We start from the raw sequence: 18,081 nt of genomic DNA, 5'->3' as shown, positions 1-18,081 counted from the left end.
GAAAAACTGTGCTAGGATATGATTTTTCGCTAGGTATTTCAAGTTATAACAATTAAGGGAGCGTTTCGCTCCCTTTTGAAGTTTTGTTACGCTAATTTTAATGGCTCAATTTTCCATATTTTTTCTGCATATTCTAAAATAGTGCGGTCAGATGAGAAGAAACTCATATTCACAATATTTTGCAATGCACTTTCAACCCAAGCTTCTTGATTTTTATATTTTTCATCCACTGCTTTTTGCATCTCAACATAGCTACGAAAATCTGCAAAAGATTGATAATAATCGTAAGAACGCAATGAATTTAACAAATCATGATAGCGAGTAGGTTCTTTGGGTGAGAAACGACCTGCATTAATCTGATCAATAACTTCACGTAATTGTTCATCCGACTGATAAATATCAAATGGATGATAACCATTACGCCGTAACTCTTCTACTTGCTCTACGGTATTACCAAAAATGAAGATATTATCTTTTCCAACATTTTCCAATATCTCCACATTTGCACCATCTAATGTCCCTAGCGTTAACGCACCATTTAAAGCAAATTTCATATTGCTTGTACCGGAGGCTTCTGTTCCGGCAAGCGAAATTTGTTCTGAAATATCAGCTGCCGGAATAATAATTTGGGCAAGACTGACACTATAATTTGGAATAAACACAACTTTTAAACGACCTTGTAAGCGATCATCATTATTAATGATATTTGCCACATCATTAATTAGGTTGATAGTTTGTTTTGCTGCCGTATAAGCTGAAGCTGCTTTACCGGCTAAAATAAAGACCCGAGGTGTCCAATCTTTTTCTGGATTAGCAATCATTTCATTGTAACGAGCAACAATATGTAACACATTAAGAATTTGACGTTTGTACTCATGGATACGTTTTACTTGAACATCAAATAGAGCGTTTGAATTTAATTCAATACCTAACTCTTGTTTTACATAATTCGCTAAACGTTGTTTATTTTTACGTTTAATCTCTGGAATTGCTTTTTTCAATTCAGGATCTTGAATATGTGCTTTAAGCGTTTCTAATTGAGTTAAATCTTTACGCCATTCAGTGCCTATATATTTATCAAATAATGCGGATAAATCAGGATTCGCTACCGCAATCCAACGACGAGGGGTGATTCCGTTAGTGACATTGGTGAAACGTTCAGGATAAATGCGATAAAAATCTGCAAATGTAGAACTTACCATTAAATCCGAATGAATTGCTGCCACACCATTTACTTTATGCGATCCAACAACAGATAGCCACCCCATTCTCACTTTACGTATATTACCTTCCTCAATCAATGATATACGACGAATAAAGTCGTTATCAGTAGTAACAGAAGTGCGGACATATTCTAAGAAATAATCGTTGATTTCAAAGATAATCTGTAAATGACGAGGTAATATCTTCGCCATCATTTCTACCGGCCAAGTTTCTAGTGCTTCAGACATTAATGTATGACAAGTATAAGAGAATATCTGACAGCACATATCCCAAGCTTTTTGCCAAGTATATCCTTCTTGATCAATTAAAATATACATCAACTCTGGAATAGCTAAAGCAGGATGAGTGTCGTTTAAATGAATTGCAATTTTATCCGCTAAATTATCCAATGTATTATAAATTCGCTTATGGCGTTTAATAATATCTTGTAGAGAAGCTGAAACTAAAAAATACTCTTGGCGTAAACGTAATTCTCTGCCTGCAGCTGTTGAATCATCCGGATAAAGTACTCGAGAAACATTCTCACTAGAAGATTTTTCTTCGATAGCATGGAAATAATCACCACGATTGAATGACACTAAATTAAAAGTTTCACCTGCGTTTGCACTCCATAAACGTAGTGTAGCTGCACTGTCATTGCTATATCCCGGAATCATTTGATCGTAAGCAAGTGCGGTGATTTCTTCTGCATTTTTCCAAATACATTTTTTCCCTTCAAAATAAATATGCCCTCCAAAACGGATATTAAAGCGTTTAGACGGACGAATAAATTCCCAAGGATAACCTTTTTCTAACCACGCATCAGGTTTTTCAACTTGTTTGCCATCTTCAATATATTGCTGAAACATACCATATTCATAACGAATACCATATCCCATACCGGGTATTGCAAGCGTTGCGATAGAGTCCATAAAACAAGCTGCTAGACGACCTAATCCACCATTACCAAGACCGGGATCAACTTCTTTCTCCAATACATCTTCTAAATCGACATTAAGTTCAGCTAAAGCATCTTTAGCTAAGTGATATACGCCTTCAGAAATTAAGGCATTAGATAAAGTACGCCCTATGAGAAATTCCATTGAAAGATAATAAACTCGCCGAGTTTCTTCTTTTCTTGCTTGACGGGCAGTGGAAATCCAGCCCTCTGTTACTAAATCACGTATGGCGTATAAAGTTGCATTTAGCCAATCACGTTGACTTGCCTCCTCCGGGGAACGACCAATTAAAAAAATTAATTTATATACAATCGATTTCTTCAACGAATCCTTCGTATTTTCCGGACGATTATAAGAAAAAGGAAGGGGAAGTGTATTTACCATTAGGCTCAAACTCCTGATTTAATAAAAAACTACCGAATTTTATTCATCTGTATAAAAAAAACAATAAAATTTTATAAAAAATAATTTGAATATTTCTACTCAAATTATTTCGCTAAAAAATTTATTTATGTAAAAGAATATCATATAGGGATTGATATCCTTTTGCAGATGTCTGCCAACTGAAATCCTGTTCCATAGCATTGACTATCACACTTTCCCATTGACTTGGTTTACGCCACAAAGTAAATGCACTATCAATACCATAACATAATCCCCCAACATCAGCATCATTAAATACAAATCCTGTTGCATGACGTGCTTTGATGTTTTCACTGCTACTATCAATGACAGTATCAGCCAAACCACCTGTTGAACGAACTAACGGTAAAGTTCCATATTTTAATCCGTATAACTGCGTTAAACCACAAGGCTCAAAACGACTTGGAACAAGAATGACATCTCCTCCGGCAATCATTAAATGTGATAATGCTTCATCATATCCAATTTTTACTGCGATATTTTCCGGATACTCTTGTGCAAGCCAATTAATACCGGCTTCTAAATGTGCTGAACCGGAACCTAAAATTGCTAATTGCCCACCTTGTTGTACAATTCTCTCAGCACTACCAATTAGTAAATCTACACCTTTTTGCTCTGTTAGACGTGTAACCATTACAAATAACAGTGCATTAGGATTTTGTGGTAAATTAAAATAAGCTTGTAATTTTATTTTATTCTTACGTTTACCCTGCATTGATTCCAATTTGTAATGATCTTCAATATACGGATCACTATACGGATGCCAAATTTTTTCATCTACGCCATTCAAAATACCAACCAATCGTCCCTGTGCTTTCAAAGTTTGCAACAACCCTTGTAAACCATAAGCAAATTCAGGTGTTGTAATTTCTTTGGCATAGGTTGGACTAACTGCAGTAGAAATATCGGAATAATACAGTCCGGCTTTTAAATAAGACATTTCACCATATAATTCCAATCCATCTACATTAAACATCCACCAAGGCAACCCAATTTCAGTTAGATGATAAGGTAAAAAACGTCCTTGATAGGCTAAATTATGGATAGTAAACACCGATTTAGCAGGACGTCCTTTATGATGCAAATAAGCAGCTGTTAAGCCTGCATGCCAATCATGAGCATGCACAATTTCAGCACGCCACCAAAAGTCTAATCCTGTAGTCAACTCTGCCCCAACCCAAGCCAATAAAGCAAAACGCTTATAGTTGTCCGTATAATCGTTATACCACATATCATGATATGGATTACCTTCACGGGCATATAAATGCGGTGCATCGATTAAATAAACACCAATACCATTGTATTCACCATAACGTAGTACAACATGTCCAGCAAAATTATTAAACTCAGCAACAACCACAGTATTGGGGATACCACGAGAAATAGCAGGATAAGCCGGTAAAACAAGTCTAGCATCAATACCAATTTCATTTTGCGCAAAAGGTAAAGCCCCCATTACATCAGCCAATCCGCCTGTTTTTAATAATGGATATAATTCGGAACAAACATGTAATACTTTCATTGTTAATTTTAATCCTCCCATCAAGGCGGTAAAAATAAAAAATTCTACCGCACTTATTTATATTTACACCTAGTCTAAATGAATTTCAGAGACAACTTTTTCGCCATTTAATTTTTTCATCATTGATTCAGTTACCAAAATAACTTTTCCAGTGCTACTTACACGGAAGCGTTTGCGATCCTCTTCAATATTTACACCAATAACTGTGTTATCTGGGATAACTACTTGGCGATCAATAATACAATTACGTAAAATACAATTTTTACCGATAGTTACTTGAGGCAACACCACTGAATATTCTACTTTAGAATCAGCTTTCACTTTCACTTGATCAAATAACACAGAATAACTAATTTCTGCATCAGTAATCACACAACCACCGGAAATAAGCGAATTATCTACCGGTTTAATATCTTGCTTGTTATAGAAGAATTTTGATGGATAAGTTTGGGTCGGATTACCGCGAATTGGCCAGCGTTGGTCATAAATATCCAATTGCGGATGTTCAGATACTAAATCAATATTTGATTGCCAAAAACTATCTAACGTTCCCACATCACGCCAATAAATCTCCCCATCCGTATTACGTCCCATACAAGATCGGCTAAACGGATGTGCATATAAAACTTCTTCCTCTAAAGATTTTGGCAGAATATCTTTACCAAAGTCATGAGAGGTATACGGTGTATTTACTTCACGCATCAATACATCATATAGATAATCTGCATCAAACACATAAATTCCCATTGAAGCTAAAGAAGTATCCGGTTTATTTGGAATCGCCGGTGGATCTTTTGGCTTCTCAACAAATGCTTTTACTTTCAAATTTTCATCCACTGCCATCACACCAAACTCTGATGCTTGTTCACGTGGAACTTCAATACAGCCTACAGTACATTTTGCATTGCTTGAAACATGATCTAAGAGCATTTGGCTATAATCTTGTTTATAAATATGATCACCGGCTAAAATTAAAATATATTTTGGACGGTAATGATCACGAATAATTGCCATATTTTGATAAACCGCATCAGCTGTGCCACGATACCAAGTAGAATCATCAATTTGCTGACGTGCCGGTAACATATCAATAAATTCACCACGTTCTTGCGGTAGAAATGACCACCCTTTTTGTAAATGGCGTAATAAAGAATGAGCAGCATATTGTGTAACAACCCCAATGCGATTTAAGCCGGAATTAATACAATTTGATAAAGCAAAATCAATAATACGACGGTTGCCACCAAAATATAAAGCTGGTTTAGCACGTTTATCTGTTAATTCGTGAAGTCGTGAGCCTCGACCTCCGGCGAGAATTAATACTAAGGTATCTTTAACAAGTTTATGTTTACTTAAATTTTTAGTAATACTGTTACTCATAGCAACTCCTTATCTTTTATTTTTATACTCACGACTAACTCACATTTACTTGAGTTATTCACTTTTTCTGCAACACACCAAAAGCCAAATCCGTCATCTCCAACTGCTTGTTTTCTAAATGTACTACTTTTGAATAACACAAAATCTCCCAATTGCCTTGAGGTAATAAGAATTTTTGTGAACTTGTTTTTGCGTTGATAACGAACAGGTATTTACTGTCCAGCAAAATCTGCAGAGCTTTGCTCCCTTTATTATGCCACTCATCTAATGACATCTTCTCAGCATCAATATTTAACCAAGATACATTGCTCTCCTGCCACCAATTATCCCGTTGTAAACTCGGAATTTGTTTACGCAATGCAATAACTTGCTTAACCAAATTAAAGAGATCTTGTTCAAAATATTGCCATTTTAACCATGTTGTTTCATTATCTTGGCAATAGGCATTGTTATTACCGTACTGCGTATTACCAAACTCATCACCAGCCAATAGCATTGGCGTTCCGTTTGATAATAACAAGCTCAGTAACAACGCACTACGACTTAAATAACGAGCTTCTTCAACAAGAGAATTTCCCTCTTTATATCCTTCCATACCATGGTTATAACTATAATTCTCACTCCGCCCATCTCGATTATCTTCACCATTTGCCCAATTATGCTTTTGGTTATAACTTACTAAATCATGTAATGTAAAACCATCATGTGCGGTAATAAAATTGATAGAATTATGTGGTAATTTCCCCTGACAACGATATATATCACTCGAACCTGCGAAACGCTCTGCAAAAACACCGAGTTCACCACTTTTCCATAACCAAAAACGACACATATCATCACGAAATCGGTCATTCCATTCAGCAAAATACGCTGGGAAATTACCTACTTGGTATCCGCCCATACCTATATCCCAAGGTTCGGCGATAAATTTAACTTTTTGCAAAATTGAGACCTGCTCAATTTCTTTAAATAATAAGGCGTTAGCATTAAAATCCGGCGTTTCTCGTCCTAAAACTGAGGCTAAATCAAAACGAAAACCATCAACATGACATTCTTCTACCCAATAGCATAAACAATCAATTATCCATTTTCGTCCTATTTCAGTGGATAAATTAAGTGTATTTCCACAACCTGTTAGATTAATGTAGTTTCCCGCTTCGTCCTGCCAATAATAAGTCCGATCATCAATTCCTCGTTGACTAAACGTTGGAAAATGCTTTTCCGATTCAACAGAATGGTTGAACACTACATCTAAAATCACCTCAATTCCCGCTTTATGTAATGCTTTTACCATTGATTTAAACTCTGTTAAGGGTGTTGTATCGGCTTGATTTGACCAATATTTGGACTCAACAGCAAACATCGCTAAGGGACTATAACCCCAATAATTCTGTAGTCTTTTCTCCTGCAAGTGCGGTTCATCTAAATGATAATTTATTGGCAATAATTCCACCGCACTTACACCTAATTCTTTCAAATAGGCAATAACATTTTGATGAGCTAAACCTGCATAAGTCCCTCGAATTGCTTCCGGAATGTCCTCTCGCAACTGAGTAAAACCTTTTACATGCAATTCATAAATGATACTTTCTGACCAAGGTGTTTGGGGTAAAATATCTCCTTCCCAATCAAAAGATGACGATTCAATTAACGCTTTAGGTGCTAAATGTGCATTATCTCTCTCATCTTCAAGTAAAAACCAAGCTCTATTTTCTGCACAACTTAAATCAGGTTTACCAACAACAGCTTTTGCGTAAGGATCTAACATTAATTTATTTGGATTAGATAAAGAACCATCCACGCCATGAATACGAAAACCATATTCGGTTCCATATTCCAATTCAGCTATCCAAATATGCCATATATTTTCTGTACAATACATTGAATAACGGGTTTCTTGAACAGAATTTTTATTAAAAATACAAAGTTCAACCGCACTTGCCTGTGAGGAATAGATTGCAAAATTAAATCCTGCAATACCTTCCATACAACATTCTGTACAACCTAAAGGATATGGTTTACCTAAACTTATCTTACTCATAAAAATTCAAATTGTTTTTATACCTTTAGCTAACGTTGTTTTCTACTGATGTCGATTCTGCAATCACCTCTGCATTTTTTACTTTTTTAACTACCGCTCTTTTTGTTACCGTCTTTTTAGGCTTAACCTCTGTTGCCTCAGAGACAGTATCAGCGACAGTTTTTTTGGTTCTCGTGGTTTTACCCTTTGCTATTTTTTTCTCTGTTTTCACCGCTGTATCTTCAACTTTCGAGGTTTTTCTCATTTTTCTGACTTTTTTTACTTTATGCAGTTTAAGATACACTGTTGCTAGAGGAGGGATATCAATACTGATAGATTGTGCTTTATTATGACTTTCAATATCTTCAGTTACAATTTTGCTCGTATTTGTCGAATTTGATCCCATATACTGTTGTGCATCGGAGTTTAAAATTTCCATATATTCACCGGCAATATTTACACCAAAACGGTAATTTTGACGTAAAACAGGGGTGAAATTACTGATAACAATAATACGTTCATCTTTTTTACTACGACGCTCAAAAACAAACACGGAATTTTGATAATCATCAACAACAAGCCATTCAAAACCTTGTGGATCCGTATCTAACTCAAAGAGCGGTGCATTTTTTTGATAAATATGATTAAGATCTCTAACATAATCCTGTATAGCTTTATGCCAGCCACCACCATGAATTTCATCAAGAAGATACCAATCCAAACTTTCCTGATAATTCCATTCTCTGCCTTGAGCAAATTCATTGCCCATAAAGAGTAATTTTTTACCCGGATAACCCCACATATAACCATAATATGCACGTAAATTAGCAAATTTTTGCCACGCATCTCCGGGCATTTTACCGAGTAATGAACATTTACCATGTACAACTTCATCATGTGAAAGCGGTAAAATAAAGTTCTCACTATATTGATACACCATACCAAAGGTCATTTGGTTATGGTGATGTTGACGATAAATCGGATCTTTTTTCATATACGACAATGTATCGTTCATCCAACCCATATTCCATTTAAAATGAAAACCTAAACCACCTTCATACGGAGGATGAGTAACACCGGCAAAAGAGGTTGATTCTTCCGCAATTGATACAACACCAGGAATTTCCGTTCCCAATAAATGATTAGTTTGTTTCAAAAATTCAATGGCCTCCAAATTTTCACGACCACCATACTGATTTGGTATCCATTGCCCGTCTTCACGGCTATAGTCACGATAAATCATAGACGCAACCGCATCTACTCGAATACCGTCTAAGCCAAACCGCTCCATCCAATACAACGCATTCGAAGCCAAGTAATTTTTTACTTCATGACGACCGTAGTTATAAATCAAAGTATTCCAATCTTGATGATAACCTTCTTTGGGATCCGCATGTTCATATAAAGCCGTACCGTCAAAAGCAACTAAACCGTGCGTATCGCTTGGGAAATGACCCGGAACCCAGTCTAAAATCACATTGATTCCAGCCTTATGAGCTTTATTCACTAAACGTTTAAAACCTTCGGCTGTACCAAAACGGCTAGTCGGAGAATATAAACCAATAGGCTGATAACCCCACGAACCGTCAAATGGAAATTCAGAGATTGGTAAAAGCTCAATATGCGTAAATCCCATGTCTTTTACATAGGGAATAAGCTCATCAGCAATTTGATCATAATCCAGCCAAAAATTATTTTCCAAGTTACGACGCCAAGAACCCAAATGTACTTCATAAATTGAAATCGGCTGATCAGCTTGATTAGCTTTTCGGCGTTTTTCAGTCATTGATACAATTTCAGGCAATGCCCCAATTTGTGATGCTGTATCAGGACGTAATTGTGAACTGAAGGCATAAGGATCGGCTTTTAAGCGTAATTGATTATGACAGTCTAACAGCTCAAATTTATACAGTTGCCCCAACGATACTTTGGGTAAAAATAATTCCCAAATACCGCTAGATTGATGAAAACGCATTGGGTGCCGGCGACCGTCCCAATAGTTAAAATCGCCTACGACCGAAACACGTTTAGCGTTTGGTGCCCACAGACGAAAATTTACACCTGCTACGTTGTCACATTCGGTAAAATGTGCACCTAAAATTTCATAAGGGCGTTTATGGGAGCCTTCTGCCAGTAGCCAATTATCAAGTTCATTAATCATCGGATGAAATGCGTAAGGATCTTCTATAACTTGAGCTTCATTTCCCCAATAAACTTCTAATTGATACGCAAAAAAACTATGCGTATTAGGCACAACACCGGCAAAAAAACCACGTTCATCTACCCTCGATAATTCACAAAGTACATTTTTTGTTTCTTTACTGAGAACAAATACTTTTTCAGCATCCGGTAATAATACCCTTACTTCAATCCCATTTGACGTTTCATGCATACCTAACACGGAAAAAGGATCTGCATGTTTTCCATCAAAAAAAGTATCAATGGTAGATTGTGATACAAATTTATTCATAAAAACCCTGCCTATTTATTTCTTGCCTGATTAATTGTTCTAATTAATGAAAGTACTGTTTTATCAGTAAAAATTTTTTCTAGCGGTTGTAATAATTTCTTACGCCAGTTAGGATATTCCGTTGAAGTACCGGGTAAGTTAAAAGAAACCTCTTGATTAAGTAAATTTTCCAGTTGTATACCTATTAATTGCGTTTGACTTTCAGCTAAATATTGATGAATGACATGATTTAAATTATCGTGCATTGCCATATTTAACGCATCTCCCCAATAATCAGGCGGTAAGTATTGATCTCGGTGCAAAGTATTAAGCAACGCTTGTTTATCTACTACTCGCTGATCATATTTTGATTTTAAAACACCTTCTTTCAACATACCTAATTGAGCAAACAGTTCTAAATCACGACAGTGCCAAAAACTCTGCAATGAAGGAAGATCATGAGTTCCAACTGTAGCAAATGCTTGCAAAGGAAAACGATCTGCTTTCGGATATTCGTTGTGTTGTTGCTCAAAATACAGAACAAAATAAGAGAACACTTTAAATTCATCCAATTTAAACCGCACTTCATTAGGTACAGTACCTAAATCCTCACCGACAATTAAACATTGATTACGCTGACTTTCAATTGCTAGAATTGCCATCAACTCTGCAAAAGGATAATGTACATAAAGTCCATCACAGGCACTTTTTCCTTCCGGTATTAACCACAAACGAAACAATCCCATAATATGATCAATACGTAACACACCAAAATGCTGCATATTGGCTCGCAACATATCAATAAAAGGCTGAAAGCCACGAGCTTTTAAAATTGTTGGATTATAAGGCGGAATATTCCAATTTTGTCCTACCGGACCTAAAGGATCCGGCGGAGCACCAACTGAAGCGTTCACACAATAAAGTGTTTGATCGGACCAAACATCCGCACTTCCTCTCGAACTGCTTACAGCCAAGTCTCCATAAATTCCCAACGATAGACCTTTTTCCAAGCACAAGTTTTTTACTTCAGTTAATTGGATAGTAGCCAACCACTGCACCCAAGTGTAAAAATCCACTTGTGTTTTATATTTACGTAACAAATTTTTGCGTTCTTTATCAGTTAAAATTTGCCATTCTTTACGCCAACCTAACCAACCAATTTTATTTTCATCTTCTGGCATATTTTGATGTTCAATACTATCTAATACGTCAAATAAAGCCTGAGATAATAAAGCATCACCTTGTGCCTTCACAAACTCAGCAAATTGGCGACGACGCTCAATAATTTTACTTGCTCTGCTACGCTTAAAATAAGCGAATAACTCTTCTAATGCAGAACGTTTTAATGACATTACTGCCTGATAATCTACGATATCAGATTGGCACAACTCAGTCAGTTTAGCTTGAGTATTCTCTTGTTTAAACCAATTTTGGACTTTTTGACATAAATTAAATTCAGGTAATTTATCTACTGCCAAATATAAAAAATTCAACCAACGTCTTGAAGAAGAACTGTAAGGACTTGCCCATTCAGGAATAGCCGGATAAAGTTGATGTAACGGATTAATTCCAATAAAGTCAGCTCCCAGCACCGCACTTTTCTCAATTAAATATGCAAGATCGGCAAAATCGCCAATCCCCCAATTGCGTGCGGAAACCAAACTATAAAGCTGAACATTAATTCCCCATGCTTTTTTACGTTGAAATACTGTCGGTTGATAAGATTGTTGAGGCGAAACTAAAATGCGAACGACATAGTTATTTCCATTTATTTCAAGAAGCAACGAATAATAACCATAAGCTAAAGGAGATAATGTTAGTTTTTTCCGCTCTTTAAGAAGTTGGCTCCGAGACAGGAAGTTCCCATTATCATCATACAAAGAATATTGAATAGAAATGCCGGAAGATAAATTAAATGCGGTTAAGTCATAAATTATAGGTTCATTTTCACTGACGACTATTACATCATCAAATTTTTTATCTTCTGAGCTAACTTCCGTTTGACTCAGTAATTGAATGAAATAATGCAGACTTTCCGGTTTTGCGTAAATCAAATTACCATCAATATCATAATGAGATATGGCAATCCCTATTTTTTCTGCATCTTGTTGTAATTGATTAGAAATGCCCATCTTACTCTCAAAAAGCTTAAAAAGAATTAAATCAATTTCATTCTATCTAATCTTAACTGACAAAAGCAAACGCATTACTTTAAATTGTGATCCAGTTCAAATAGAAATTTTAAGTTTTTTCATCAATCACAAATTCAAACCAATCAATCACATCTTTTTCATGAATACCCTGCTCAATCATCACACCAGCACGTTTCATCGCTTGAGAATGACCAACGATGAGAGGATGCCAATCAAAGAGCGGTTTATTTTCATAAAGTAAACGATAAGCACAAGTACTGGGCAACCAACTGAAATGTGGCAAATTTGCTTTAGTTAATTTTGTACAATCTTTCTCTAAGCGAAAACGTTTCTCATAATGACCGCACTTTCCCGTTTCTAAATTCAATAGATTGCAAGCAATACGAGTAAAATACAGCTTTTGTCGTTTTCCTCGCCCTTCAATAAACTTACGGTAACAGCACTTGCCACAACCATCACAAAGTGCTTCCCATTCTTCATCGTTCATTTCAAGCAAAGATTTATATTTCCAGAATTCAGGGGATAAAGTCATTTCAAAAAAAAACCGATACTATCATCTTAAAAAAATAATCCGGTTAAATATTATTCAACCGGACTCGTAGAATATTACCCAATTCAGGGAGTGCGGAATTTAACCGCACTTTTATTACTGTGTCAATATTGCTTCAAATCTAAATTGAGATGGCAAAATTTTATGGGCTAAAGCCTCTATATTTTGTTGAGTTACTTGCTGTAATAACTGTTGCTCAGCAAACATAAGCAAAGGACCATCACTCAAAGAATAACTTTGTTCCAATTGAGATAAAATGGCTAACAATGATTCCTTCGCCTGTTTTAACTGAGATTGTTTTTCACTCACTTTTTTAGCCAACAATTCAGGCTCAATGCCTTGTTTAAGTATTTGATCTAATACATGATGAGTCATCTGCGTTAATTCCTGTACACGCATAGGATCACAACTAAACTCTATTTTCCCCTCAATTTGAGGTGAAAAATGTTCTTGTTCAAACCACGCATGCACTGCATAGATACCCGATGCCTGTTCTCTTAAACTCAACCGTAATTTCTCTTGTATGATATCCGCTAAAATATCCAGTAAATATTTGTTTTCCACTTGCCATTGATGATCAGCTGCGAAATACATTTCAACTTCTGCTCTTGGCTCATGCAAGCCTTTAACAACTAAACGCTGCTCGGGTACATGTGCCTTTATCGGCTGTAATACTCTATTTTGTGTTTTAACCGGTACATTGGCTAAATATTTTTCAGCCAAATTTTGTACCGCACTTTCGCTAATATCACCAACAATAAAATAAGTGAAATCTGTTTTATCCGTAATATATTGCTGATAAATTGCGGAGAGTTTATCTGCCGTTAAATGCAGATTACTGAAACGATTTGCACCATATAGCGTTTCTTGTTGTGGAAAACGCAATTGCTCTACTTTCTGCATAAACGTCTTTTCCGGACTTTTTTCATTCACTTCATCCTGTAAAGTTTGGCGATATTCGGCTAAAACTTTCTCTGAAACAGGGCTGGTTTGTAGTTTTAACCTAAATAATTGTAGAATATCCGCTAAACTTTCTGTTTTACCTGCCGCCGTAAAACCCTGATCAGCCTCATCAATAACCGTCGTAAAAGCTATCGGAGCGTGACTGAAATACTGATCAATATCAGCCTGAGGTACAATGCCAATTCCGGTATCATCGACCACAGAAATCGCCGCTCTTAACGCATGATAATGTGATCTTGGCACAGAACGTAATCCTCCTGCTGTCAAGGCTTTAAAATAAACTTGTTGCGGACTTTTATCACTATACATATAAATCAATTTACTGCCGTTACTTAACAAATATTCAGTAATTTTTTGTCCACGCCATACTTTTTGCTTAGTGGCATTGCCCGCAACTAAATCTAAATGCGGAAGCTGAACTACCCTATTATCTTGTTGTTGCCAAGAAGATTGCGATTGCTGTAAAGCCTGTTGCCATTTTTGTGCCAACCATTGACTATCAAACGATAATTTGTGCGGTTTTGGCTGAGTAATCAGCACCAACTTGGACTTTAACTGCAACATTTGTTGAAAAGTGCGGTTAATATCTGCCAAAGTCAGTTGATTGAACAATTGATGATTTAATTCATATTGATCTTGCGGAGAGAGTAGCACTTGATCATTTGCCATGGTAACAACTAATTCATCAGCAATTTTGATACTACTCACTTCCAAATGTCGTTGTTTAGTATTTATTTTACGCAAACGCTGAAGTTCATCATCCAATTCCGTCTGCGTAAACCCGTTTTGAGCAATTTCCGCAATAAAGTTAAAGAGTTGCTCTGTCGCTTTTCGATAATCCTCATTCTCAAGTTGTAAAGAAAATGTGGATTGTAACGTTTGCTTACCTAAATAATCATGATAAAAATTAGCAGATTTTACGACCGCACTTGAAGACTGCTGTAAATATGTTTCCCATTGTTGCAAACGTAAATTAAGCAAACGTACCACAATTTGTTGCCATAAATTCTCTCGGTATTGTGCTACCGTATTGATATTTTCTGCTGGTTTAAAAAAACTCAAGTCCAATCCCGGTTCACGCATTTCTTTCTCAGACACGGTCGCTAAACGCCATTTAGGCGGTAAAGGAATATCAAAATCAATCTCGGGTAAAGGTTGGTGTTGTAGCGGATGGCTACTCCCTAATTTCTGTTGAATTAAAGACTTAATTTTTACTGGATTCACATCGCCTACCACAATAAGACTGACATTATCCGGACGATACCATTTTCGATAAAAATCTTTTACACGCTGTGCCGAAACATGTTTAATGACGTTGACATCACCAATCGGATCTCGTTCTACATAACGTGACCCCGCCATTTCTATTTGGCTTTTTTTATCCCCTAAACGCAACATAGGGCTTAAGCGTGAACGCCATTCTTCCAACACAATTCCACGTTCCGCCTCTAAATCCGCTGGTAAAATGGTAAGATGGTTTAGCCATTGATCAATAACATTGAATGCCAAGCTAAGAGATTGCGGATCATTTTTAGCGATATTTAATGTATAAACCGTATTTTCAAAATCGGTAAACGCATTAATATCACGTGCAAACTTCATTCCTAATTTCTCAAGTGCATTAATAATTTGATTTTGCGGATATTGTTGCGAGCCATTAAATGCCATATGTTCAACAATATGGGCAACCCCTTTTTGATCATCATCTTCGTGCATCGACCCTGCATTAACTACCAAACGCATATACACACGATTTTGCGGAAAATGATTAGGTAAAATGACATAACGCAAGCCATTTTCCAGTTGTCCTTGGTGGGCTTGCGAATGAAAAGGTAACGTATCTTTTTCATGAAATAAGGATTGGCAAGCACCAATCCCCAAAAGAGCGGTTAAAATTAGCAATATTTTTTTTAACATTAGAATTCATACCCTAATTCAAGCCAAAATTCACGACCTGCTGCGTAGAAACCATTATCCTCGTTAGAACTTAACCCCTTTCTCGTTTGATTAAGGACATTCAATATATCAAATTTCACAATCGCAGAATGTTTACCAAAGATTTTAGGTTGCCAACGAAGGCTGGTATCCCATTGTGTATGAGTGCCGTAATTGTAACTGCGATAAATCGGTAACTGACTACTTCTACTACCTGTATCCAATTGTTTAAACCCTTTTATAGGTGCTTTTACATAAATTCGGTTGGTCCATTCCAAATTATAATTTGGCATAGACATATCCACGCCAATCCGAGCCATCCATTCTTCACGATTGTTATTAACTTTAGACCGCATTTCTAATTCGGTCATTTGTTTTCCGTCTAAAATCACAATGGAATTCGGGTCATATCCTACATCTATATCAATACCTTTGGTATTTAACCAATCAAACCCTAGCGAAGCTCGCCATTCTGTCTGCCAAAATTTCCAACTGTCTTTATTTTGAATTTGCAACGTATATACATTATTGCTGTAATCTTTGCCTCGTGCAAAATGACGCACTTTTTTACCATTTTGACCATCTTCTTTTAGTATGATGCGGTTTTTATTTTGACGATGAATATATCGGGCATCAAGGATAACATTCCCGAGTTCTTGATTAATACTGAAACTCAATTCATCACTAAACGGCGTTTTCATGGAAGCAACGGACTGATAACGTGTGGTTCCTTTAGTGCCATCAATATCATCTAATTTGAAAATTCCCTCACTTAATTTCATGGAAGCAAAAGAGCGGCCATAATAACGGTTTGCTCCGAGGCTTAATTTGGTTTGTTCAAAGGGTTGATAGCGGGCGACAAAACGAGGGGCAATATTGGTATTTTTCAGGAAAGTATCACGCTCTAAACGTAATCCCGGACGAACTTCCCATTTACCCCCCCCAGCTTGATTAAATCTTCGACATAAAGGGCGATATTGTGATAATCGGTTTTTACTGTTCCTTTGGAAACGGAATTGCTACTCCCAGGCAACTCCATATTACCCATAATTATTTTGATTGCACCTGTAGCATTTTGATCTCGTTGGAAACGATAATGCGTAAATTGCCAGATACCCCCTAAGGAAATGGAATGTTCAGTACGTCCCCAAGTCAACGGATCCATGGCAAATTCACTGGAAAAATGCACATTGCGTTGCGTTAAAGCACTATCTCCCATTCCTCCACGTTCATAATTAATCGGATCATAGTTTTCATCAAATGCCAATATTTGCTTCAAATAATTAGAGGCGGATTTACGCTTATCTGCAAATTGATCATACGCCAATGTATTAGTTAACACACCGCTCTTTAACGAACGAATCCAAGCTAAAGTAGCACCATAGGCTTGATGATAATCTTGCACATTGCTATCAACATTCTCTGCAAAGAATTTAGTTTCCACATAATTAGAATAACGCAAACTCAATTCAAAGCGATTATCCTCATTAGCAAGCCAGTTAAAATTCAACAACGCATTATCGGAACGGCGTTTATGTCTGCGATTATCCGAACTCAACTTGTCATCTTTTCCCAGCACTAAACGACGTTGCTGAATATCTGAAGTACGGCGACTAAATCCTGCTACCATACCGATATTTTCCCCTAAAGAATGTTGTGCAGAAAGGCTGAAGAAATCTTTGCTATATTTAGGTTGAAAATCCGCACTACTACCGTTAGGCGAGGCTTGTTTAAATCTTTCTCGATCTTTTTCCTCAAGATGAAATTTCGCCCAATTAGAATGACTGGTACGATAACGCAATTGCACACCATCGGTACCATCGTATTGCTTGGTTTTGGCGACTACGGCACCGCCGGCAAAACCGCCTAAACTGGCGGAAATATCGCTGTCGTAAACGGTTACGGAAGACAATAAATTCGCATCAAAGAAATAGGCTTGTGCATGACTTGCCATAGGCAAAGTTTGCATCGCTCCCTCAAAAATTTCAGAGTCAAAGCCTAAATCATTATTGATATTGACATTATCTACAAAATAACTGGTTTGATTGGCTTCCGCACCATTAATCGAAATGTCAGCAGGTTTAATTTCACCTCGTTGAAAACTGTTTTCATCACTACGTTCAAAACGCACATGAGAATTGGTTTTCAAAAAATCAGAAATATTGCCGTTGGAATTAGGGGAAGATTTAATATCTTTGGCGGTTACTTTTTGGCTGGAAGATAATCCTGCGTTTTGCTCTGCATAAACAACAACCTCCGGTAATTGATTAGCTCGTTCAACTTTATTTTTACTTGTTTCTGCTTGAGCGGAAAACGCTAAACAGACGCTGACAGCTAATAAGGTTTTTTGGGTTTTTAAATCATAAACTGACATAAATTTTCCTTAATTAGATATAAATGATAACAATTCTTATAAATTTTATCATCTAAATTTTTTAATGTAAAAATGTTCATCGCTTGCAGAAAAAAATAATCCGACCATAGGTATGATCGGATTATGTGAGAGGCATTAAAATCATTAAAT

8 protein-coding genes and 1 pseudogene are annotated in these 18,081 nt (G+C 36.5%); all 9 read right to left on the bottom strand.

What is annotated here, in order from left to right; genetic code table 11:
* Positions 1 to 86: 86 nt before the first annotated feature.
* Complete coding sequence (locus tag HNR69_RS00605; RefSeq protein WP_136122223.1) at positions 87 to 2,546, bottom strand: glycogen/starch/alpha-glucan phosphorylase; 2,460 nt, start codon at positions 2,544 to 2,546, stop codon at positions 87 to 89.
* A 121-nt stretch (positions 2,547 to 2,667) separates the two neighbouring features.
* On the bottom strand, positions 2,668 to 4,107 hold the full coding sequence (gene glgA / locus HNR69_RS00600) for a glycogen synthase GlgA (protein ID WP_075293879.1): 1,440 nt from the start codon (positions 4,105 to 4,107) through the stop codon (positions 2,668 to 2,670).
* Positions 4,108 to 4,176: 69 nt separating this feature from the next.
* Complete coding sequence (glgC, locus tag HNR69_RS00595) at positions 4,177 to 5,487, bottom strand: glucose-1-phosphate adenylyltransferase (protein WP_011609040.1); 1,311 nt, start codon at positions 5,485 to 5,487, stop codon at positions 4,177 to 4,179.
* A gap of 58 nt (positions 5,488 to 5,545) precedes the next feature.
* A complete protein-coding gene (gene glgX, locus HNR69_RS00590) occupies positions 5,546 to 7,528 on the bottom strand; it encodes a glycogen debranching protein GlgX (protein ID WP_075293880.1) in 1,983 nt (660 codons plus the stop codon).
* 25 nt (positions 7,529 to 7,553) lie between these two features.
* The gene (glgB, locus tag HNR69_RS00585) at positions 7,554 to 9,977 is read right to left on the bottom strand and encodes a 1,4-alpha-glucan branching protein GlgB (protein WP_075293881.1); all 2,424 of its coding nucleotides are present in this window, start codon (positions 9,975 to 9,977) and stop codon (positions 7,554 to 7,556) included.
* An 11-nt stretch (positions 9,978 to 9,988) separates the two neighbouring features.
* The gene (gene malQ, locus HNR69_RS00580; protein WP_136122222.1) at positions 9,989 to 12,088 is read right to left on the bottom strand and encodes a 4-alpha-glucanotransferase; all 2,100 of its coding nucleotides are present in this window, start codon (positions 12,086 to 12,088) and stop codon (positions 9,989 to 9,991) included.
* Between the two features lie 109 nt (positions 12,089 to 12,197).
* Positions 12,198 to 12,641 (bottom strand): YcgN family cysteine cluster protein, encoded by a 444-nt coding sequence (locus HNR69_RS00575; protein WP_075293883.1) that lies wholly within the window; start codon positions 12,639 to 12,641, stop codon positions 12,198 to 12,200.
* Between the two features lie 114 nt (positions 12,642 to 12,755).
* The gene (locus tag HNR69_RS00570) at positions 12,756 to 15,539 is read right to left on the bottom strand and encodes a M16 family metallopeptidase (RefSeq protein ID WP_136122221.1); all 2,784 of its coding nucleotides are present in this window, start codon (positions 15,537 to 15,539) and stop codon (positions 12,756 to 12,758) included.
* Positions 15,539 to 17,931 (bottom strand): annotated as a pseudogene (locus HNR69_RS09725) (TonB-dependent receptor plug domain-containing protein). Before HNR69_RS09725 ends, HNR69_RS00570 begins: the two are co-directional and overlap by 1 nt.
* Positions 17,932 to 18,081: the final 150 nt, after the last annotated feature.

Origin of the sequence: Histophilus somni, from assembly GCF_014202395.1 — a bacterium.
In the GTDB taxonomy this organism is placed as follows: domain Bacteria; phylum Pseudomonadota; class Gammaproteobacteria; order Enterobacterales; family Pasteurellaceae; genus Histophilus; species Histophilus somni.
The sequence above is the reverse complement of the archived record's forward strand: the minus strand, read 5'-3'. Positions and strand labels throughout refer to the sequence as shown.